Source organism: Aliinostoc sp. HNIBRCY26 (assembly GCF_050235535.1).
In the GTDB taxonomy this organism is placed as follows: domain Bacteria; phylum Cyanobacteriota; class Cyanobacteriia; order Cyanobacteriales; family Nostocaceae; genus Trichormus.
Genome location: NZ_CP189852.1, coordinates 1,013,030 through 1,036,441, shown reverse-complemented (window position 1 = coordinate 1,036,441; position 23,412 = coordinate 1,013,030). Strand labels below are relative to the sequence as shown.

General features: G+C 40.0%; 17 protein-coding genes. 5 read left to right on the top strand and 12 right to left on the bottom strand.

What is annotated here, in order from left to right:
* Positions 1-14: 14 nt before the first annotated feature.
* The 3 genes from ACQFX9_RS04390 to carA all read right to left on the bottom strand — a co-directional run bounded on the left by ACQFX9_RS04390 (position 15) and on the right by carA (position 2,626).
* Positions 15-494, bottom strand: a complete 480-nt coding sequence (locus tag ACQFX9_RS04390) for a Mini-ribonuclease 3 (RefSeq protein WP_236144672.1) — start codon at positions 492-494, stop codon at positions 15-17.
* 313 nt (positions 495-807) lie between these two features.
* Positions 808-1,209, bottom strand: a complete 402-nt coding sequence (locus ACQFX9_RS04385) for an STAS domain-containing protein (protein ID WP_427160875.1) — start codon at positions 1,207-1,209, stop codon at positions 808-810.
* A gap of 250 nt (positions 1,210-1,459) precedes the next feature.
* Positions 1,460-2,626: a glutamine-hydrolyzing carbamoyl-phosphate synthase small subunit gene (carA, locus tag ACQFX9_RS04380; RefSeq protein ID WP_427160874.1), complete on the bottom strand. Its 1,167-nt coding sequence runs from the start codon at positions 2,624-2,626 to the stop codon at positions 1,460-1,462.
* Positions 2,627-2,952: 326 nt separating this feature from the next.
* Between carA and ACQFX9_RS04375 the strand changes: the two genes are divergently transcribed.
* Positions 2,953-4,035 (top strand): retropepsin-like aspartic protease family protein, encoded by a 1,083-nt coding sequence (locus ACQFX9_RS04375; RefSeq protein WP_427160873.1) that lies wholly within the window; start codon positions 2,953-2,955, stop codon positions 4,033-4,035.
* Here ACQFX9_RS04375 and trpD read toward each other — a convergent pair.
* From trpD to ACQFX9_RS04360, 3 genes are all read right to left on the bottom strand, one after another.
* Positions 3,965-5,047, bottom strand: a complete 1,083-nt coding sequence (gene trpD, locus ACQFX9_RS04370; protein WP_427160872.1) for an anthranilate phosphoribosyltransferase — start codon at positions 5,045-5,047, stop codon at positions 3,965-3,967. The genes ACQFX9_RS04375 and trpD overlap by 71 nt on opposite strands.
* An 82-nt stretch (positions 5,048-5,129) precedes the next feature.
* Positions 5,130-6,017, bottom strand: coding sequence for a DNA adenine methylase (locus ACQFX9_RS04365; RefSeq protein WP_427160871.1), 888 nt, complete (start codon positions 6,015-6,017; stop codon positions 5,130-5,132).
* Positions 6,018-6,033: 16 nt separating this feature from the next.
* Positions 6,034-7,170 (bottom strand): hypothetical protein, encoded by a 1,137-nt coding sequence (locus tag ACQFX9_RS04360; RefSeq protein ID WP_427160870.1) that lies wholly within the window; start codon positions 7,168-7,170, stop codon positions 6,034-6,036.
* 205 nt (positions 7,171-7,375) lie between these two features.
* Here ACQFX9_RS04360 and ACQFX9_RS04355 point away from each other — a divergent pair, with 205 nt between their 5' ends.
* A complete protein-coding gene (locus ACQFX9_RS04355) occupies positions 7,376-8,077 on the top strand; it encodes a cytochrome b/b6 domain-containing protein (protein WP_427160869.1) in 702 nt (233 codons plus the stop codon).
* 372 nt (positions 8,078-8,449) lie between these two features.
* On the opposite strand, the gene ACQFX9_RS04350 is transcribed toward ACQFX9_RS04355, so the two are convergent.
* From ACQFX9_RS04350 to ACQFX9_RS04335, 4 genes are all read right to left on the bottom strand, one after another.
* On the bottom strand, positions 8,450-8,713 hold the full coding sequence (locus ACQFX9_RS04350; protein WP_427160868.1) for a hypothetical protein: 264 nt from the start codon (positions 8,711-8,713) through the stop codon (positions 8,450-8,452).
* 34 nt (positions 8,714-8,747) lie between these two features.
* Positions 8,748-9,845 carry a hypothetical protein gene (locus ACQFX9_RS04345; protein WP_427160867.1) on the bottom strand — a complete coding sequence of 366 codons (1,098 nt, stop codon included), beginning with the start codon at positions 9,843-9,845 and terminating at the stop codon, positions 8,748-8,750.
* A gap of 69 nt (positions 9,846-9,914) precedes the next feature.
* Entirely contained in the window at positions 9,915-13,298 is a 3,384-nt protein-coding gene (locus ACQFX9_RS04340; RefSeq protein ID WP_427160865.1) for a molecular chaperone, read from the bottom strand.
* Between the two features lie 151 nt (positions 13,299-13,449).
* Positions 13,450-15,999, bottom strand: a complete 2,550-nt coding sequence (locus tag ACQFX9_RS04335; RefSeq protein WP_427160864.1) for a proteasome protein — start codon at positions 15,997-15,999, stop codon at positions 13,450-13,452.
* Positions 16,000-16,804: 805 nt separating this feature from the next.
* Here ACQFX9_RS04335 and ACQFX9_RS04330 point away from each other — a divergent pair.
* The 3 genes from ACQFX9_RS04330 (at position 16,805) to ylqF (ending at position 21,120) form a co-directional block, all read left to right on the top strand.
* On the top strand, positions 16,805-19,582 hold the full coding sequence (locus tag ACQFX9_RS04330) for a GAF domain-containing protein (protein ID WP_427160863.1): 2,778 nt from the start codon (positions 16,805-16,807) through the stop codon (positions 19,580-19,582).
* A gap of 90 nt (positions 19,583-19,672) precedes the next feature.
* Positions 19,673-20,074 (top strand): VOC family protein, encoded by a 402-nt coding sequence (locus tag ACQFX9_RS04325; protein WP_427160862.1) that lies wholly within the window; start codon positions 19,673-19,675, stop codon positions 20,072-20,074.
* Between the two features lie 164 nt (positions 20,075-20,238).
* Entirely contained in the window at positions 20,239-21,120 is an 882-nt protein-coding gene (gene ylqF, locus ACQFX9_RS04320; protein WP_427160861.1) for a ribosome biogenesis GTPase YlqF, read from the top strand.
* 26 nt (positions 21,121-21,146) lie between these two features.
* Here the strand turns inward: ylqF and ACQFX9_RS04315 are convergent, their stop codons facing one another.
* Both ACQFX9_RS04315 and ACQFX9_RS04310 read right to left on the bottom strand, forming a co-directional pair.
* Positions 21,147-21,650, bottom strand: a complete 504-nt coding sequence (locus ACQFX9_RS04315) for a YcxB family protein (protein ID WP_427160860.1) — start codon at positions 21,648-21,650, stop codon at positions 21,147-21,149.
* Positions 21,651-21,733: 83 nt separating this feature from the next.
* Complete coding sequence (locus ACQFX9_RS04310) at positions 21,734-23,062, bottom strand: IS701 family transposase (protein WP_427160858.1); 1,329 nt, start codon at positions 23,060-23,062, stop codon at positions 21,734-21,736.
* Positions 23,063-23,412: the final 350 nt, after the last annotated feature.

Here is a 23,412-nt window from a genome sequence, read left to right as displayed (position 1 = left end):
ATTAAAATAATGATTTATTTCTCTGGATGGATTTTTTGCAATAGTTCGGTTAAGCGTGGCAAATCGGTGAGATATAGGTAGCCAATTAAAGTCTCTAGACTTGTTGCTTGTTGATATATTTCAGGATTAACTCTTTTAGGTCTTCCTGTGGCGGCGTTACGGCCTCGCCGGACAATATCTAATTCAGTTGTTGTCAAGTAAGGAGTTAGCGATCGCAAATGTAGCGCTTGTGTTTCTGCTCTTACCTGCGCTACTACCAGTCTATGATAAGCATCTTGCCGTTGTAGTGGTAGCAGGTAATACATTCTAGCATAAAGCTCATAGATTGCATCCCCCAAATATGCTAGAGCAGAGGGTGAGATTTGCTGTATTTGTCCCTGAGAAATCTGTTGTGTGAACTGTGCTGTGTGTGCTAAGAGTGAGTCAGTCCAAGATGTATCTATTTGGGGATTTTCATCTTTACCATCTAATAACTCTTCCTCCTTTGACTTCACAACTTAAATATTCCTTGGCTGATTGAATTTATTTAGTATTTGTCTTGTAAAAATTCTCAAATCGGTTCTATTCTCTCACAACGGTGCTGTATTTATAGACTCAGTATGTGGAAAACTATCAGGATTATTTGACAATTTTATCGCTATTTTTAATAGAATAAACGTTTTTCTTGCTGATTCTTTCTGATGATTCTGTTGCCAAATTTGGTGGCTTTTCCCTCTCCCACTGGGAGAGGTGATTGCCAGCATAGCGCAAAATTAAGCTATCCCATACATTGTTCGGAATAGCTTAATTAATTATTCGGCCAAGCGATCAAGACTGCTTGATGTTGTCTAGAGCTGCTTCAACAGAGGTTTGCAGCGAGAGAAACTTCTCTAAGCGCACAAGCTTGACCGTTTGAGTTACACGGGCGTTAGTGACGATTTGCAAAGTTCCGTCGCCGTTTTGAGCTTGCTTGGCTAGCTGTACCAAAGCACCCAAACCAGAACTATCGACAAAATCAATTTGCGAAAGATCCAGAATGATGTGCTTTGGGCCTTCTTCAATTTTATTGCCTAGAACTTTGCGAAATGTCGGTTCCGAAAAGGCATCTAACAAACCTGTGAGGCGGAATAGCTGACAATTATCCCGTGCTTCACGAGTACCTCTCAGGCTGACGGTTAGATTTAGTGGTTCAGCAATAATTCCCTCCTCATGGTTAAAGTAAACGCTCAAGTATAGATGGTTTTTAGGCTTGTTGTCTATAGCCTTTAGTGGGGACTGGGGATTGGGGATTGGGGATTAGGTATTGGGGATTGGGTATTAGGCAAACAGGGTATTGGAGTCAAATCTCCTTTACTTTCTCTGCTTCCCCTACTCCCTAGTTCCTACTCTCTAGTCCCCAGTCCCCAGTCCCTAGTCCCCAGTCCCCAGTCCCCAGCGATGCACTGAGCTTGCCGAAGTGTCCCCAGCCCCTAATCCTTTTTTAACTCACTTGGGCTGTAGTTGCTTGTTGTGCTGTTCGCATAGCTTGGACGAACTGCTCAAACAAGTAATCAGCGTCATGAGGGCCTGGACTAGCTTCTGGGTGGTACTGCACTGAGAAGATGGGTAAGGATTTGTGCTTTAATCCTGCAACAGTGCGATCGTTTAAGTTGAGGTGACTCACTTCCACAACTGCTTGTGGTAAGGAATCAGGATCAATCGCAAAGCTGTGGTTTTGGCTGGTAATCTCTATCCTTTGTGTCAAACCCGCAGGTTGGTTTAAACCCCGATGGCCGAATTTTAGCTTAAAGGTTGCTGCTCCCAAGGCATGACCCAAAATCTGGTGTCCCATACAAATACCAAAAATGGGTTTTTGACTTTGCAGCAAGGTTTTAGCTGTGGCTATACCTTCGGCAACTGCGGACGGATCGCCGGGCCCGTTGGAAAGGAAGATACCATCTGGATTGTATTGGAGAATTTCTGCTGCTGGTGTATCGGCAGGTACAACAATCACGCGACAACCATAACTAGCCAAGCGGCGGAGAATATTACGCTTTACGCCAAAATCTAGGGCGACAACTGTCAAAGATTCTTGTTGATTGCTGGTTGTGGCTGGCTTAAATTCCCAAGCCGGGATTGTGGGATCTGACCATTCATACACTTGGCGCGTCGTCACTTCTTGGACGAGATTTAACCCTGCCATGCTGGGGGCTGCTTGTACCTGTTCTAATAATTCTGCTTCATCTAAGATTTCTGTAGAAATGCCACCATTCATTGCGCCATACATCCGAATTTTGCGGGTGAGGGCGCGGGTGTCTATGCCATAGATCCCTGGAATTTGGTGTTGTTGCAGGTAGTCTGGTAGGGATTGTGACGATCGCCAGTTACTCGGTTGATGACAAATATTGCGCGCGATCGCACCGCGTACTTGTGGCTTGGCGGATTCTTCGTCTTCGGGATTAACGCCAGTATTCCCCAATTCAGGATAGGTGAACACGACTATTTGACCGCAGTAACTGGGGTCAGTCAAGACTTCTTGATATCCAGTCATGCCAGTGTTAAACACGACTTCGCCGATGGTTGTTCCTGTCGCACCGAAAGACCAACCTCGGTAAGCAGTGCCATCTGCCAAAACTAGTAGAGCAGGAATTGTGTCAGACAGGGGCATAGTTGATAAATGGGATTGGGGGTTGGAGATTGGGGATTGGGGGTTGGGGATTGGGGATAAATAAATTTTTTAATTCCCTGAGATGTTTACCCGTCTTAATTTTTTTTAGTACCTAGTACCCAGTATCCAGTACCTAGCTTTCAGGATACTGCGAGTGTTAATTATCTCATAAGTTGGTAAATTATGCGTTTCCAAATAAATTAATTAAAAATTAAAATAGAAGAATAATTCGGAAATTTTGGGTTTTAAATTCTCCAATGGGGAATTAAATCTACAATGGGAATCGGTGGCAGGAGTCCTGGGACAGTTTCAATCAAGATTAAATTATGCTTCAGCCCTTTTTTTCTCGTGCGACGCTGATTTTTCTGTCTGGTGCGATCGCAGTTGCGAGTGTCGGTTGTACTACAAATCAACCAAAAACGTCTGTTTTGCGGAATCAGCAATCTGTGGTGACTGATGATCTGTCCACAGCCAAATCTCCGGCAGAACCTACAACTGCACCCCATATCCCGACATCAACTAACCTGCCATCATCGCCCCTAGAACCCAGTGCTTTTGAAATGGGACTAGATAAGGCAGCAGGTGCGACTAGTATTAGTCAATCGGCACAATCGCCGGATGATTGGTATTTGGTGGCGAGTCAGTATCATGATGCGATTACTTTGATGCGAAAGGTGGAACGGCAAAGTCCAGAGTTTGCGATCGCCCAAACTAAAATTGCTGAATTTGAGGGGCAAATGAAGTATGCTATCCGCCAAGCTAATACGGCTGCTAAACCATCGTCTCGGTCTGTAGCGGTAGCTTCTCCCCCAGTCAAAGTGGCAAAGACTCGTCAGTCCTCACCTCCCGTAGCAAATGCTACACCTGAATCTAAATTCACTATTCCTGTACCGCCACCTGGAACAGAAGTATCCACAGAAACAACAGGTTTTCCGGTATCGGCTGCTATTACTCCAGAAAGGGTATACATTGCCCCCATTAGACGGCGGGTTGGTGGTACGCCTGTGGTGAGTGTGACTTTCAACGGTCAGCAACAGTTTGACATGATTGTTGATACTGGGGCGAGTGGCACAGTGATTACTCAAGCAATGGCCAATGCTTTGGGAGTGATCCCAGTGGGGAAAGCCAAAGCTAACACCGCTAGTTCTAGGGCGGTAGAATTTCCGATTGGTTATTTGGACTCGATGACTTTGGGGGGTGTGACAGTGAATCGTGTACCGGTGGCGATCGCTGGGGCAGAATTAGAAACGGGGTTATTGGGACATGACTTTTTTGGTAATTATGATGTCACCATTAAACGCAACGTGGTAGAGTTCCGCCCGCAATCCCACTCAGATGCTAGTTCTGGAGGAATTGAACTAAATGTTCCAGCTTTGTCCAGGCAGTACCAGTCTGTAGAATCTCCTTAGCTGCTTTCACCCCTTGGGTATGGTCTAATAAGGGAATCGCACCCGCTACCTGTAGTGCTAAGGACGCATTGAGGGCTACAGCGTCTTGTTGTGCCTGAGTGCCTTTGCCTTGTAGCACCGCTTTTAAAATGACGGCGTTTTCTTGCACATTGCCACCTTTGAGGGCTGTAATTGGTGCAGATGTTACGCCAACTTCTTGAGGATTAATGGTAGTTAACTTAACTTCACCATCGGATAACACTGCTAAATCCGTTAAATCACCTAAACCCGCTTCATCTAATCTTTCCCTTCCGTGCAGAACAATCGCCTTTTCCTTGCCTAAATTTTGTAAAGCTTGGGCAACAGTCTCTAAAAGTTTGGGTGTAAATAAACCTACTACTTGCCCCGTTGGACGTAAGGGATTTACCAAAGGGCCAAGCAAATTAAACACTGTGCGAATTCTTAAAGTCCGGCGTAATTGTGCTACGGCTTTTAGTGCGGGATGCCAACCAGGGGCAAATAAAAAGGTGATCCCGACTTCTTGTAGTGCTGCTTGGACTTTTTCACTAGGCGCGTTTAAATTCACGCCCAACGCCTCTAAAACATCAGCACTGCCTGTCAAACTCGATGCTGAACGATTACCATGTTTGGCGACAGGTACACCATAAGCCGCCACCACAAACGCCACGGCTGTAGAAATGTTGAAAGTGGAAGAACCATCACCACCAGTTCCGCAAGTATCAACTATGGGGAATGGGGAATGGGGAATGGGGAATGGGGAAGAATTGTGTCCAGTCCCCATTTTTGATTGAGATTGTAAAACTTCGGCCATACCGGTGAGTTCGTCGGCGGAAACACCCTTAAAGTTGAGTGCGGTTAAGATTGCACCGGATAATTCTGGGGGGATGGCTTCACTCAGCCAACCTTGCATTAATTCTGCGGCTTGGTTACGACTGAGGGATTGACCATCAATTAGCTGTTGTAGGAGAAGATAGGGTTCTAGGGAGGCAGTGACAGCAGCAGAAGTTGTCATAATTAGAGTGATAACTGTTACGGATAATTACAAGAATTGTGTATGGCAGTTATCCTATCGGAAAATTGCACCCTCTCAAAAGTTAAATCAAAATATCAAGCTGCAACTGCAAAGCAGAATTAGTCTTGTTATATTTATCTATTTCTTTTTCAACATTACATTTAAATTTGTAGTTAGTAATGAATAACTCTTTACCTTTTGCTGCTTTTCCTTGCTTATAGTTATTCATGCCATATTGTAATTCCCATTCGTAGATATTAGCATATTGAAGGTTTTCTCTAATTTGTGGTGAATCATCATAAGTGATTAACCATTGATGATGGCATTGTTTTAATATTTCAGCAAATCTTTGATGGTCGAAAGATGTATGTAAATCGCCATCTTTTCCATATAATTTGGATTTGGTAGCACTGAAATATGGTGGGTCTAAAAATAAAAATACATTATCACCTTTGGCTTTAATAAGTTCACTGTAATCCAAATTAGTTATTTGAATATCTTCATCTAAAATAGTTTCTAGTTTCTCTAAGCGTTCTATAGAAGAATATGTAAATCTTTTATGAAAGGCTTCCTGGGAAAATCCTCCTGATTCTACTGTGCCAGAAAATGTAATTCGATTAAGTACAAAAAAGCGAACTGCTCTTTCTAAATCAGATAGGCTCTTAACATCCACACTAGTTAATTCTGTAAATAGTAATTTACCATCAGTATATTTATTTTTAATTTGCTGTATTTCTTTAACTAACTGCACTAGCTCAGATTGAGCGATTTTCCAAAATAAAAATAACTCTTGATTTAAATCATTAATCCAAAATTTTAGATGAGGGAACTTTTGCTTTAGATAAATAAATACTGAACCACCACCTATAAATGGTTCACGAAATTCAGCAAAACTTCCTGGTAGGTATTCAACTATTTGATTGATCGCTTTTGATTTACCGCCAGGATAGCGGAGAGGGCTTTTGAGCATTGGTAATATTTTGTGGTTAAGAGTTACTAGTTATTTCTATCTTTAACTTATGGTTATTTTCAGCCTCCAAAAATAGTCTTTTAATTATCTCCTTTTGTTTGTGGCTGAAAATTTTATTGTTGAGCTTGATAAAAGCTTCCAATTCTTGATTTGAAGCATCTGGAAATATTATAGAGCCTATAATATTTTTACCAGTTAATTTTAATTTTGTAATAAATGATACTGACACACCATTACAAATTAAAGAATCCAAATTAGAAAATAGAATTAATTTGAACAAACCGTCTTGAATATCAGGTAACTTGGGTAAAGATGATGTTGAGGAGTTTTTTGACTCTTGTATGATGTATATATTATCTTCAAATAATATTTCATCTGGAGTAAGATAATAAGTCCCTCCCAGATAGTTCTCAATGCTAAAAGTTGCTTTTAATCCATCTACTAAATGTTCAAGTTTATGAGAAGTCATTAACTCTCTTTGACTAGCAAGCTGTGATTTTCTTAGGGAAATATTTTTAAATTCTTCAAATTCATTAATTATTCTTGTTAAATATTTGTCCAATCCAAGACGTGAATGAACGTTAATGTGAGTGCTATTAGAAATAGAATCATAAGAATCTAAAGCTTTTTCAAAAATAGCTGCAAACCTTTCTTCAAATAAATATTTATTCCAGTGTAAAGCACTTTGTTTATACGCTAATATCTCATTGATTTGAGAGTTAACTAGTTCGGAATCAAATTGTTGTCTACTGAGTTTGTCTCGATGGGACTGATTTTTCTTGTTACTCCTCTCTGCTGTTTTATAGTAAGCAAGCACGATATAAATATTTAACAAATTCATCCAAGATATCGTAGAATATTGAATAATATCTCTATCACCATCTTTACCCTCATCTTTGATAACAGGAATAATTGTTATTACTTTAGATGAAATATATGTATTATAAATTCTTGCAAGAGGGTAACTTCGTGTTCTCTTTGGTGATACCCATTTTGAATAAGCAATTTCTGTGGTCTGTGTCTTGATTAATCCATAACTACTTGCTTGATTGATATCAAATACATCTAAACTAAATTCTTTTAAAGGTTCATGCAAGTATGTTTTATATATTACACCCTTAATAAACCCAGTAAAATTAAGATATTCTAGCATTCCTTTAAGCACTTATTGACCATCATAAAATACTAATCGATATTAGCTATTAAATTATAAATATGCACGACAATCGTAAAATAGTTCTTATCACGGTAGAATTGAGTGAGTGAATAACACGATTTTATAATAAGCTAAAATAGGTCGGCTTTTGCTGGAAATTTTATTCAATTAAGTGAATTAGAATAGTTAATCTATCATATTTATGTCTCGTTCTGTTCCTTATCAACCATTGTTGTTGCGAATTCTGCATGGTGTGAGTGGTATTTTAGCGATCGCCGCCATTATTACTGGATTTTTAGTTTACAATACTTTCGATGGCAGATTCGGTAAAATCCTCATCCCCCGCATCAGTGCCATTATCGATATTCACGGAACTTTTGCAGTTTTTTTCTTGATTGTGTTTCCGGCGATCGCGCTGTATAGTTTTCATGCGGGAAACAAACGACTGTTACAAGGGGATTCTTTGCAAAACTTAAGTCAGGTTGGTAGACCGATTTGGTGGGTGAGTTTGCAAAGAATTGCTAATACTCTAATGTTGCTGGCCTCTGTTTTTGCCTTAATTTCCGGCAGAATGATGAAAGAAGAATGGCTACCAACAGGAGAGTTAAATCACGTTTGGTATTATTTGCATTTGTCAGCTTGGGTGGTGATGGTTGTCTGTTTGGCTATTCATCTTTTGATGTCTAGCAAGGTGGGTGGTGTACCTTTATTAGTTTCGATGTTTGTGTTAAAGGTACGTCCTGAAGATAAGCCTAGTCGTTGGTGGGATGATTTGCGCGCTTGGTTAGGAAATTTATCAGCTAATTTTGGGATAGGTAATAATTTGCTTTTGCGAGTTTTAGAGATAATTGTATTATTGGGAATTTTGATGGCTTTTGTTTTACCTTTGGTGGCTGGGGGTTGATAGTATTTTTTAAGGTACTTCCAATTTAAAAAATATACTATCGCTTTTTTGGCAAGGGAGCAGGGGGAAGAAAGAAAATATTAGACATATTGCATAAATCTTTTTTTGCCTCACGCAAAGGCGCAAAGACGCAAAGAAAGACACTAGGATAGTGACTTTTGCAAGAGGTCTATTATCTCCTAAATTTGGATAATTTATTTTTCGGAAGTCCCTAAAACGCAGAGTGGCGTATTCGCGCAGCGTCTCGCAGAGAGGGTTTATGCAGAGGAACGCAGAGAGGTTATCAAAAGTGCGTTAAGGTTTTTAGGGTAAGTAGATAAATCTATTAGGCGTGAAAGTATTTATGACAAGTGGGGTTAAATAATATTGAGTTTATGAATCGTCTCCTTGATAGCCGCCTCTACGTTCTGCTTTTTCCCGTTCAACTTCTTCTGCATTGAGGAGAGAAATACCAGAGTCAACAATTTCTTGACGAATTTGACGCAGCTTCTGCCCTAAACTAGATATTGGTTTAGATGAAGGATAGTTGGTTGGAGGTATTGAAGTAATCACTAATTCCACCTCATCACCTTCTTGAAAAGAATCTGGTAAATTTTCTAACAAAATGATATTGCGGCCTTTTATATATCCTTTCATCCTAATATTTCCTGATAGTAAAGATAAATTCTTCCTAGCGTGATGAACGAAAGATGACGCGTCCAGGAATTCCTTCATGATTAATTCTGGCATAGACTCGCAGACAGGTTAAAACTTCCCCAGGAACTCCGCCACATTCTAGTTGTAAATCGTCTTTAGTTAAGGCACAAATATCAGCATAAAGTCCTGTGAGTTGACGTATTCTCACTTCGTGACCTGCATTATTAGCGATCTCCGCCACTTTTTTTAAAGCGCGTCGTGATTCTTGTTGCAGTTTACCCCACCAGGAATATCTTTCGGCGGGAGGGACAAAGATTAGGGAATGTATCGCCTCGTCCATATCCAGCCAAGCACGTAGCATTGACAAGGGATCTGTGCTTTCTTCGGCTTTTTTGGTACGGTGGAAGCGATCGCCTAATGCTTCCACATACTGGATTTTTTGTTCTAGTTGGGAATGTAAATGAATGACATCAAAGCTAAATACACTTTTAAAAGCATGATATAGCTCTGGTTCAATTTCAATAAATTTAGTTAATAATACTAGAAAACTGGCTAATAAAGTTAATTCTTCAGAAGCAGATTCAGGAATAATTTTAGTCTTTTCTAATGCTTTTTGAGATAAACATAACCCAGGAGCAACTACAGTTCCACTTAATCCAGGGTAGACAATTTCATCTCTAACAAAAGGTAAATAATGCAGATGAGAACTATCTGCGATCGCACCTACTTCTTGCGCCAAATCTAAAGCACGTTGTCGCCAAAATTCCGCCAAATCTTCAGGAACTCGCAACAGCTTGCGGTGAATTTCATTCCACAAATCCGCATCTGTTTGACTATATAAAGGCGAATTCCCCAAATATATACTGAGTTCGACATCCCCATCAAAAGCCGCACGCAGATAACCCAATTTTGGTTCACTCTGGGTGTAACTTACAGTAGGTTTCGCCTCTTCCTTAACCTGTAACAAATCGTGAATCTCATACAACACCTGATCACACAATTCAGCACCAGGATCATGATGATATTCCGCTTGCGCCTTCCTCAGCGTCGCCTCCAATCCATAGAGACTATACCGTAATAACTGCCCCAAAGCTGATTTTTCGATTCCCAATAACTGCTTGAGATGTTGCATGAGTTTTACCTGTTTTGATCTCACGCAAAGACCCTCAGAAAACTCTCTGCGTCTGGTGCGTGAGGTTTCTCAATGGATACCGGAAAAAGGATCACGTTCCTTATCAACCTCATTCGGTTGTAAGTCTAACTCACCACAATAGACACATCCTTCCTGTGTTAAACATTCTAAATCTACTGATGTTAAATAAGGTACATCACCAGCATGGATACGTAAAATACCTTTGTCATCAATTGTTACACGATACTGGCAGGGATAATCCGTATTCACATCGGGTCTAGCTAACGCGCCGATGCGTATCCATTTTTTCGTATGAGTTTCTGCATCCGTTTGGTACATATAAAACGTATGCTGATTAGTGTAGGGAAAAGGCGGTAAAGGATTACTAATTAAACCGCTTCCTGATGCAGATTGACCATCATATAAGTAATGGAATTGTTGCAGAGGTTTACTACCGTCTTTGTCTACTTCAAATACCAAATGATAAGCATCTGGATAATCAACTGTTGCTGATTCAATCACATTCACCGCAATATCACCATCATTTAAATCTTTATCAGGACGTTCAACGGCGATATTCCATTGCAATTTTCCGTTAGTAAATAATGATGTTTCTGAGACTTTTGTTAAAGCTGCATTAATGTCAATTCCGGGAACATCAATTAAGTAATGGGGATTTCCTTGACACAACAGCACTTTAAATTGTAGGGTTTGGTCGATTTCAAACTGCACTTTAATTTTTCGCAGGAACTCCGCTTCATCCATCCGCAATTGTTCCATCAAGTTTTTCCCGTCGAAGCTACCCCACAGGCGCAAGTCTCCATCTTCGTAGTCTTGGCGGTAAATAATGTTAGTTAACTGTATCCCTACCCAATTTGTACGGACTTTAGCCACGTTTTCTGAGGCCGAGAGTTGGTAGAGTTCTTGTCCAGCTTTAAAGACGGTGAGGAGTTCGTTGCTTTGGGTTTTGCGTTTGAAGTTGCAAGGTAGGTAATAAAACAGGTTTTTAACGTCGATTTCTAGTTGATTCGCGCCTTTCCGCAATAATCCTTTAGATTCTTCGGGGTCAAATCTCAGCCTACGCAGTTTCTCGGCGTAACAAGCACCGGCGGAGGTGGCGAGTTTGGTGTACTCCAACACAAAGGTAATGCGTTCAGGATTCCATACAAAATAGGGAGATTTGCCAAATTCTTGGTAAATTTGCCGTTGTACTAAGTCGAGATTGCAGGTTTTCCCTGAGAGGATTAACCAATCAACTTTATGGGTGTTCCAAGGGTCGATATTGCTGTTTTCAGGACGCAGGCGACTTTCCATTAAGCCTTTTGCAATACCAATAGCTTCTTTAATAGCAGAGGAAGCGACGCGTTCAAATTGTTGGTTATCGATGGTGACACAAATATTATCGGAATTTCTTACCTGGAATTTAATCGCGCTTTGGGTGAGGAGTTCTGCAATTTGCTGTTCGGAAAGGGTGAAGGTTAACAGAGAATGATCGGATTTTTGTCCTAGTTTGAGTTTAGCAGTTTCCGCATGATCCCAAAGTGTATAGAAGGTTTGCAGACGTTGGGGTGCTTGTTGCCAACGGGTGGGGATGACTTTTTCGGCGGTATCTAACGCGTCTTTATAAGCTGCGTCACCTTCGGGATTTTCCTTATCAACACATTTTAATAAACTGCCACTTTTGAATTTACCTTGTTCCAAAAAGCGTTCGTTTAATTCGGCGTTGATTAAGTCTTCTAGCTTATCGCTTTCGATATCGCCTTGAGTAACGGCTGTGAGTAAAAAATCAGCGATCGCCACTTTTAATAGTCTAAACACTTTCAGGGTAATTAACTCACCACCTAGTTGTAAATGTCCGGAAGAACCCAATAATTTCGGAGTCAATTTATAGTATCTGCCGCCTAAACCCCTATCTTCATTATTGGCAAAGTAGGGTGTATTATCTTCCAAGGTGAGTTCAATTAAAGCTAAATCTGTCGTCCCCCCACCAATATCTAATACGAGAACATTTTGCGACCATTTATTATTTTCTTGGCGACAACGGGTTTTAAAAGATTCAATGCCAATATTTAAGTTACCGCCAAATTCTCGCCATAGGAAAAAGATAGCCACAGATACAGCTTCATCGTAGGCTGTTTGGACATCATCAATTCCCAATTGTTCAACTAAATGCTTAACTTCTTTCCTGACTACAGGTGGTGCGACGGTGGGATAGGTGACGACGGCGGTTAAAAAATCCCCTTCGGAAAATCTGCGTCTGGCGCGTTGACGATAATCATCAGTTAATTCGATTAAATGCGCCCATGCGGCTTGAATCAGTTGACTAACATCAATAATATCTTCTTCACCTTCCAAGATGACCGGAAATTTTCTATCCTGTCCAAAATAACGCTTGGGTGAATGGTGAAAGCGGCTGATAATTTCTTTTAAGGAACTACTTGTTCCCTGTGCGATCGCTTTTTTTCGGTTGTCCCTAGCTGCTCTCCCCATGCGGAGTTTGATTGCTTCTAAACTCGCCACCTCTAACTCACTAGGAATCTCTGTATCTCGGCGATCAATATCTAAAACTACAGGAATTAAATTTTGAGATTCTAATGTGGGAACACGGAAGACTTCATGATAAATTTGATAGAGTTTTTTACTGACAGCCCGACGAAATCTATCGCTGTTTCCTAAGCATAATTCGATTTGGCGAATCGCTTCTAAGAATCTCGATTTATTCTCACCGCTAAAAACTTCACTTAAATTACTCGGTGCAATTTCCAGATTTTTACTAATATCAACAATAAACTTATCCCATTCGCTTTCGCTGACCTCCGGTAAGGCAATTATAGCCGGAGAATTCAACCACTGGGACAGGCGATCGCGCAATCTAATTTCCTGTTCTCTGGGTAAAACTTCGGCAATAGGCACTTCTATCGGGTCGAACAGGGTGACGGTAGAATTAGATGTGCCGAAATCTACTGCTAACCATCCAGGAAATCTTTTTTTCGGTTTCCCGTTGCTGGGTTTTTCGCTACGAACTTCTACAGGATTGATAACTGGATTACTGATGATTTTTTCTTCCATAGGTAGTGACCACAGATGACAATAAGCTGCTACTTTTTGTCTTACAGATAATAGTGGATTTCCTGACTGGTCAGAATCAAAATATTCCACCATTACCCGTAAATGACAGTTGATTGCTTGAGTTAAAGGGTGAGATAATTTACACGGATATTGTTCTAATTGACCAATTTGGGAAATTTTTGGGGCTTCAGAATCAAACTTTTTATACGCCTGTTGAATTTTAGTTGCTAATTCGCTTGGTATGCCTTTAACTGTACAGGTGATGCTAGAAATGTGAGGTACATTATTTCCCGTAGCCAGCAGTTGAATACTGGGTAATTCTAAATACTTTCTATGATTAACCCGCACTTGGAAGCGAGGCACAAGTTGAATTTCTACAGGCATTTTTTATCTTCCTTTACAGGCAGAACTGACCAATTCAAAATTCAAAATTCAAAATTCAAAATTAAGAATGGTATCAGGTGTCAGAATTATAACCAGCTTGATATCAGGATTGTAAATCACTAATTCCTATTTGCTGATTACTAATTACTGATTACTGATTAGCTGTTAGGGAATCAGAAATGTTAGCAATTTCTGTGAGATTCTGGAGCCAAGTCGGAACTCTCCCACCTGATTGGGTATCACTAGAGGCGATAAATCTCAGCAAAGCATCTTTTTTCGAGAGGTTTTGTAGAGTGGGTATAATTTGATCTAAAATCCCCTCTAATTCCCCATTGACTTGTTGATTAACTTCGCTGACATACTGCACCAAATGTAGGCTAGCACTGGCAGTAATTTCATCACGTAAGCGTAAGATAAATAACTGATGATTAGCGGTTCTAGTTAAACCCATATTTTTCTCTGGCGACCAATCAAAGATTTGACCGATATTGTGTTTTTCATCTTGACGCGCTAGAGGAAACATAATTTCAGGTACGAGAGATTTATCTTGTTGATTAATCTCTTCTAAAATTACGTCTTGCCATTTATTGGGGTCACATCCTAACAGCAATTGATAAAATAAATCGGCTTCTTCAGGGCCAAATTTGGCTTCAATTTCTTGTTCCATTTCTGGAGTCAAAATGGCCAATAGCCGATCGCGCTCTGGGGCAATCTGGTGAGATAATCTACTGAGTAAGTCTACTACAGCTTGCTGGATGCGATCGCGCGCAAATTCTTCCACTTCTTTGACTGTCTTGGCGAAGGCGGGGTAAAAGTCATCGCTTTTAGTCGGGATGCTGCTATTGGTTCTACTACCTCTATCAAATAACTTCCCGGCTGCACCTTTTGATTCAGTTAAGGTAATTGTGCCGTTATTGACTTTGTTAAATAATAAAGTCCATTGATTCCAACTAATCACCCTAAAGGTGAGTTCATCTTTGACTACATCACTCACCACTGTTCCCCGACGGTCTTTGAGTGGTTGTTTCCCGATATCTTTTTGAAAATGACGATAGGTTTTATCTAAACTTTCAATGGCGTTTCTTAAGTCAATTAAAGCCTCAGAATCACCCGTGGGAATACCTTGGGCGTGAATTTCGGCAATAATAGTTTTGAGATTTTCCTGTTGTAATTTTAAATTTTCGGCGGCGCGTCTAGTATCTTCATATAGTTGCTTGAGTCCGTGTGTCGCAACATGGTTTTGAATTAACTCCCGCAGTTTGGCGATACCTCCATCTTGAGCAAAGTAACCCAATTTTCTGCCTAAACCGTGACGCGGATCTGATTCTAACAGGCGATCGCTCAACTTGCGCCATTTTTGTTGCAGTCGCTTTGACCTTTCTAAATACTCTGGATAATCTAAGTTAGCTAAAAATTCTGGTGAACCAGCTTTCACACTGCTAGAACGTTTCGCTAATTCGGCTAGTCCCAATAGGGGAGAGAGTAAGACAATGCGGTCTTGATTAATTGTGAATGCGCTCGCGCCATCGATGGTGGTTTGCAACACCTTAAGTTTTCGCAATACCGCCTCAGCTGTGAGTTGGAGAGTACGACTATCATCAATGAGTAAATCTAATTCTCTCTCGCCGCCTTCACTTTCTAAAGGTAACTGGTCAAACCGTCCCACACCCACCAAAATTAAATCCTTGAGGTCTTGTCCGGGACGCTGCTGTTGCATCATCGTGAAAATTTTATGGGCGCGATCGCTCCCCGGTGATTTACCATTGAGCAGTACCAGAATTGTCTGCACCTCCGCCAATTCCCGCAGCGATAAAAAGGTATCCCGCGCGCCAGAATTCGCCGCACCCAAACCAGGAAAATCTAACAAAATAAATCTATCTGCACCGGTGACATCCCAAATTTCTTCAGAAATTCTCACCTCAATATCAATGCGCCGAATTAACGGGAAACTATTTTGTAATAACTTCGTGGGTAAGGTTTGGGGGGGACTCGGTAAACGAATATGCGCCGGCGGTAAGTCTTCAAAGCGTAGGGTTTGGATAGCCATTGGTTGTTCTGCTAACTGTAACCCATCCTTTGCTGTGACTGCATCGATAGGGTAGCGTTTCCCGCACAATACTTCATAGGAAGCATAAGCGCGTAAAAACACCACCAATTCCCGCACCAGATAACGCAATTCTAAATTATTGCTGCTATTCCAAGTTTCTTGACACCATCTGAGAATTTCGTTTCCAGAATTCAGGGTGGCGGTGGGAATGGGGGGAAGTCCGGCGGCGATAGTGCGGCGGTTCGCTTCCCCCAACATGAAGCGCAAGCACTCATTTACCCCTTCCCGCGTTAAATATTCCACGGTGAAATTACCAACTTGTGTCGTGGCAAAGCCCTCTTGGGGGATGATATGAATAGCCGTGACATTACCTGTAGTGGGATTTTCGCTGATGGGTAAAGCATCCCCATAGCCGATTAAACTACCTAAAAGTAAAGTTTTGCCGCTACTAAACTCTCCCATCACACCGATTTTTACAGGAGATGTAGCAAGACCTACAGTTTTCTCCGCACTTTCTCGGAGACGTAAAATACATTCATCTAAGCTAGTAGGCACCCAATCTTCTTGTTGAGAAGGATTTTGCGGAACAGAATTAATTTTTTCTAAAATCAGTTCGCCGTACTCTTTAAAACATCCTATTTTTTCTAGTTCCATAGAGTAGCCTGCCAATAAGATAATTTCTGTGAGTTTTATAACACAAAAAAAGTCTGCAACTTTTATATCTACAAGTAGTTGAGCCTATCTTTCGGAAGATTTTGCGGTAATTTCCTCTCTGATGTGAATTCTTATTGATAAATTTAAATCTTTTGCAGATTACATTCACACATTTGTTTTATTTTCTGCATATTTCGCAATGAATTAAATTCAAAAAATCAATACATAATAGTTGATTTATCAGATAAATAAAAATAAAATTAACTATTATTAATTTCGTCCTCAGTGTTTATCCTGGTTTTAGCTATGTTCTGCGATTCAGATTTCCTACAGATAATTTTGTCTGTTGGATTTTAATTTTCATCTGGGTTTGACCCATTTTTCCGTAGTATCACCCATACTGTATCTGTGGTGATGATCTAGCATATTTGTAAAATATTTATCAATCAATCAATAATTAAGTGAAATTTTTAATTCATATAAATTAAAATAGTAGTTCGGGTAAATAATTTTTTGCCTATAGGATTCATCTTTAATTTGGCTGCAAAACCCCGTAAATCCGCTTGTTTACCGTCATCCATTTGATTGGGTATGGAAAATGGAAAATCACTGCCTGTACCAAAATTGTCTCAAGCTATCTACCCAAGCCATTTGGTGAATTGATATGCAGTATTTTTTTGAGCAAATCCATCGCCTGGAGGTATTTAATTGAAAAAATCATACTTAATAATTCCTGCGAGAAGATGCGAAGCCAGAAATTACTCATAATTTTATAAATTATCAATCACATCAGGGTAGTAAAACGGTGTCACTATCAAATAATGAATCTACATCAGTAGAAAATACCATCAAACAAATACAAACAGAAGTTGGAGAACACAACCCAACTCAACAGAAACTATCCCAAAAAGGCGTAGAATTATCAGGACTACTGCAACTCATCCCAGACACATATTTACGGCTAGATACCGAAGGGAAAATTCTAGAATACAAACCAAGTGAAACAGAATATGCAGATAACTTACCCAAAATAACTTTAGATAAACCTTTTATCGAACAATTTCCGCAGCAGATTGGGGATGAATTTCAACAGGCGATCACGAAGACATTGCAAACCCAATCGCCTGTGAACATAACATATGATTTATCAGTTGCAGATATCATTTATACTTTTAAAGCCAAATTTTTAGCCTTATCATCCCAAGAAATTATTGTCTTAATCCGTGAAAATCATCATCGTTTAAATACACAATTACTTGATGAGTATTATCAATTTCAAGATATTCTGGAAAACTCCGATAATATTATTTTTGTCCTCACAGTAACTGGTGAATTTGCCTATGTTTCCCCCAATTGGACAGCAATTCTCGGACATAATCTCACCGAAGTCATAGGTAAATCTTTCGTTCCTTTCGTACATCCTGATGATGTTCCAAGCTGTGCAGATTATTTATCAACGGTGTTTAAAACCGGCAAAAAACAAGAACCCATTGAATATCGAGTCAAGCATAAAAATGGGGAATGGCGATGGCACACAAGTAGTGCAGGTGCGATTAAAAATGCCGACAATCAAGTTTTATATTTTGTAGGCATTTCTTACGACATTACGAAGCGTAAACAACAAGAAGCAATTCTCACTCACAGAATTCATTTAGCAGATTTTCGGGCGGAAGTTGATGCTTGTTTGACTCAAAGTCTTACTTTACAGCAGATGATGTCTGGCTGTACCGAAGCCATCGTCAAACATTTAGACGCGGCTTTTGCCCGGATTTGGATACTTAATAAACAAGAAAACATCCTAGAGTTGCAAGTCAGTTCGGGAATGTATACCCACATTGACGGTTTTCATCGACGTGTACCAGTTGGTCAATACAAAATAGGTGTAATCGCCCAAGAAAGTCAACCCCATTTAAGCAACTCAGTACAAACAGATCCCCGCATCAGTGACAAGGAATGGGCTAAACAAGAGGGGATGGTAGCGTTTGCTGGCTATCCTTTAATGGTAGAAGGAGAAGTATTAGGCGTAATTGCCATGTTTTCTCGCCACACATTAAGTGAATCAACCTTTGATATTTTAGGAATTGTCGCCCACGAAATTGCTATTGGTATTAAGCGCAAACAGACTGAAGCTGCACTAAGGGAATCGGAAGCAAAGTTTCGAGAAATTGCCCAAAAAGAAGCATTACTTAACCGTCTTGCTAGTCAGATTCGCGCTTCTTTAGAACTTAATTATATTGTAGAAACCGCAGTCACAGAAATTCATCAACTTTTCCAAATTGATCGCTGTGCTTTTTGGTGGTACAGACAAAATACAGATGTACCTACCTGGGAAATTGTCTATGAAATCCAAAATTATCCTGAAAAATATTCACTACCTTCTGCAATTCAAGATGCAGAAGTGCAACTCATAGCCGAAAAAACTTTAAATAAAGAGATTATCCGCATTGATAATGTAGAGACATTGACAGATACTTCCGCCCAAAAGTTTTTGCGAGATTTTCACCTAACAGCTTTTTTAGCTTTGCCTGTACACACGCAATCAGGAGAAATTGGAGCGTTTACTTGTAGTTATTGTAGTGGTTTTCGACTTTGGTTGGATCATGAAGTAGAACTACTACAATCCGTCACAAATCAGCTAGCGATCGCAATAGATCAAGCTAAACTCTACACCCAAAGCCGCATCGCTGCCCAAACTGCCCAAGAAAAAGCCCAGCAATTAGAAGCCGCTTTACGAGAATTACAACAAACCCAAGTACAGTTAATTCATTCCGAAAAAATGTCTAGTTTGGGGCAATTAGTAGCAGGTATTGCTCACGAAATTAATAACCCTGTGAATTTTATTTACGGTAACATCAACCATGCCCGTGAATATGTTAAAGATTTGCTGGATTTAGTTGAACTATATAAACAAAATTATTGTCCACCAGTGGCAGAAATTCGAGAATTTATTGATGCTATAGATTTAGATTTTCTCACACAAGATTTACTCAAAGTTTTAAATTCCATGAATCTAGGAGCAGAACGAATTCGGCAGTTAGTTCTCTCCTTACGAAACTTCTCCCGTTTAGACGAAGACGGCATGAAGTTAGTAGATATTCATGAAGGTATTGATAGCACTTTGTTAATCTTACAAAACCGTCTGAAAGCCAAACCAGGAGTTACGGAAATTCAAATTATTAAAGAATATGGTGATTTACCAAAAGTAGTCTGTCACGCTGGACAGATGAACCAAGTATTTATGAACTTATTGGCAAATGCCATTGATGCTTTAGAAGATGCCACAACAGATGAGCAAGAAAATTCAACACCACCTCAAATTCACATTCAAACGCAACTGACAGATCATCAGCAAGTGATGATTACCATTGCCGATAATGGCCCTGGAATGACGGAAGAAATTCGCGATCGCTTATTTGATCCCTTCTTTACCACAAAACCCGTAGGCAAAGGCACCGGGATCGGCTTGTCAATCAGCTATCAAATTATTGTCAATAAACACCAAGGGAAATTAGAATGTATTTCCACTCCAGGGAAAGGAGCAGAGTTTATCATCACAATTCCCCTATTAAAATCATCTAGTTAAGCAACTATCAAATGTGGGAGTTTTGGTTGATTGGTAACAATTAAGTTATATTGAGTAAGCAGCACACAAAACGGCTACAGCTAAAATAACATGGGTTTACAATGTACAAATACAATTGTGACAATCGCTACATCAAATCTTGAGCAATCAGTAAATTTCTATACGCACTTGTTGACCCAAAATCCGATAAATTTAATTCCCAACCTCTATGCTGAGTTTCAGTTTCCTGGTTTGCGGTTAGGGATTTTTCAACCGAAAAAAACACACAATCATGAATTTCTAGACTCAGGAAAAAGTAAAATGAGTCTATGTTTAGAGGTGAGTAACCTAGAAACAGCGATCGCCCACATCAGTAATTTAGGTTATCCCCCACCCGAAAAAATCATTGTAGCCTCCCACGGCAGAGAAATTTACGCCTACGACCCCGACGGCAATCGCCTAATTTTACATCAATCAGCAGGTAGAGACAAAAACACAGAAGTCAGGGCGTAAGAAGAAGAGAAACAACAAAATAAAACCAATTCGCAATTCGCAATTCGCAATTCGCAATGGACTAACGTCCCGCTACGCTAACGCAATTCGCAATAAATTTGCTTTTATCCCAATCCCCAATTCCCAATTCCCAATCCCCAATTCCCAATCCCAATCCCTAACCTATGGGCTTAACAGATAACTACAAACTCAACCTGATTCAGTGGTATCCAGGACATATTGCCAAAGCGGAAAAGAATCTCAAAGAACAGCTATCACGAGTAGATGTAGTTTTTGAGGTACGCGATGCACGGATACCTTTAGCGACGCGCCACCCCCAAATCGATGAGTGGGTGGGCAATAAAACACGCATCTTAGTATTAAATAGATTAGATATGATCCCGCCCCAAGTGCGATCGCTGTGGGTGAATTACTTTCAAAATCGGGATGAAGAACCCTATTTTACCAATGCCCAACATGGTCAAGGCGTGAATGCCGTTGCCAAAGCCGCCCAAGCCGCAGGCGTTGAACTCAACCAAAGAAGACGCGATCGCGGAATGTTACCGCGTCCCGTCCGGGCTGTAGTTATAGGTTTTCCCAACGTTGGTAAATCCGCCCTCATCAACCGTTTATTAGGTAAGCGTGTTGTCGAAAGTGCCGCCCGTCCAGGGGTAACACGCCAACTGCGCTGGGTACGTATCAGTGATCAGTTAGAATTACTCGACGCGCCAGGAGTCATCCCCGCCAAATTAGGGAATCAAGAAGCAGCCGTCAAACTCGCCATTTGTGACGATATCGGTCAAGCCTCCTACGATAATCAGCTAGTTGCAGCCGCCCTCGTAGATTTAATCAACTCCCTCCAAGAACAAGCCGGGGAATTATTACCAAAATCACCCCTATACTCACGTTATGACCTTGACCCCATCCCCCACACCGGAGAAGCCTATTTACACGTTTTAGCCGAACATCGCCATCAAGGAGATGTCGAACGCACAGCTAGACAACTTTTGACAGACTATCGCAAAGGATTACTCGGCACAATGCCTTTAGAGTTACCACCGAGTTAAGGGACTTTTTATTAACAGTTATGTATTTATTTCTTAGGTAACTTGCTACGCAACAATTCTCGAAATTCATTAACTTGTTCATTAGTGCTGAAAGCTCTTTTAGGAAACATATTTAAGCAGTTGCCTGACTGATAAACCATAAATAGGTTTGCAGATTCTCCCCAATGTGTGTAAAGTGACCATTGCGCTTTAGATTCGGACAAAGGCGTAGTAATTTTTAACTCTTCATCACTTGCTTCGACACGGATTTCGAGCCTGAAATTAGGTTGACTATCCCAGGCGCGCTTAATAACAATCTGCTGAAAAAAGTAAGTAAGACAGTATAAGAAGACAATAGGTAAAATATTAGGTAATAAAACACTCCATAGAATTTCCTGCAAAGAAACATTCCCTTGATTTATCAAACCCAGTAAAGATATTAATACTGCAATCCCACCCACGATTAATAAATATCTTAGTATCATCCTTGTTGAGTGAAATTGATTTACTTCTTTAAAGTCGTTGAAGTTGAGGCGATATTCAAAGTTCATGGTATGGCTCTCAATTGTTGTTAGGGATTGGATTATCCCTCTTCTGTCACTTTCCGAGATAAGCAAGTAGTTCAGAAGCTAAATCATCCAGAAGCATAAGAGGGTTTAAATTGATTCATTGCAGCAATTAAATGATTGAATCCCAATAATAAATGTGAATTAGGGAAAATGCTTAACCAGGGATAAATTAACCAAAATAGTAAAAGTGGTTGGATAATGAGACGTAGATTATTTAAAGTATTCTTCCATCCAGATTCGTGGTTCCATTGTGGATGATTAGAAAAATCAACATCCTTATTTTCTGGTGTCTCAGTTTCAAATTGACAAGGTTGATTTAAACATAAGAAGGCTGGAGAATTTAAACTAATCATCGTATAAACACTAAAAATAATCTCCCACCATCTCTCAATATGTTGAAAATTAGTGAAACGGTAATCTGTCCAGCCTAGTTCCTGCTTACACTGTCGAAACCCATATTCAACCCAGGTTCTTAATCCATATAAATCGCCTAAAGTCTTCTTCAAATTCCCTTGAAGGTTAGTCATCACGAAGGAGGTAGAATTTTCTGGCATGGTTTCTGGGTCAGTAGTTATTTCCCAGTAAGTTATAGCTCTTTTTTTACCATAGATTATTTCTCTAATGTATCTAGTCTCTGATTTTTGATTGCTAAATGTTCTTTTAAATTTACACCACTTATTCGCTCTAACGCTTTGCCCTGAAGGCAACCAGACTCCATGATTACTTCTGATTGATACTACATAGCCTAAGTTATATTCAGCTATTTTTCTAATAAATTGGCTACTTTCACCATACAAACTATCAGCCAATACTAATTCAATATTGAAGCCTGATTCCATTAATTCTGTAATTATTTCTGATGCTAACTCTATTTTAGTTTTATATTTATCTGACTCCTTTAATGTTCCTTTTGGTTTAAATACTTTAAATATTAAGGGAAAAGTTATGTTAGCGTAAACTCCATAGGCGTTGACTGAAACTATCCCATTATCTACTTTCCCCACGCTTCCTAAATATTGTCTAGCTACATAATCTGTCTTTTTACCTTTTTTTCTGTCTCCTGTTTCATCTATTACTACCGTAATTGCTTGACCATTTAATTCTCTTTTTATTTTCTCTAATCTTCGCCTCTTCAACTCATTTACTGACCAGTCTGAATTGGCTATAAAATGATGTAATGATTGGGCTGAGTTTATACTTACTACTTTCGCTATCTCTGGTAATGATTTTCTTTTAATAGGAGAAATTATCCCTAAGTGTAAATATTTAAAACATTCATAATTTCTTACTTCTTTGAACAGGCCTTTGTACTCTGCACAATATTTATCTACGAGCGCAACTGTGGGCTGTGCATCTCTTGCCAAATGTTTCAGGATTTGTAATTCTACATCCATTGCCCTGCTTACCTTCCAGAGTTTTTTCTTTTAATCCTTTTATTTAGATTACTCGGAAAGTGACATAAGAGGGATATATAAGAATCCGACTTTATTATTGAAACGATTTGCGTAGGTAGGGAACAGGAAAATAAGTAATAGAGGTGTACCGAGTTTTTTCAGAAATCAAATATGATTCCTATATAAGAATCCGCTTTGATTCGGTGAAATTGTTTGCGTGGTGCGCGACGCGCAGCGCAAGCGCGATAGGGAGGGAACAGGGAAGAAGAAATAAAAAACTCCATCCGCAAAGCTTCCGCCATGAGCTTCAGCCGAACGGAGATGGAGTTTTTGGGCATGGGGAATCGGGC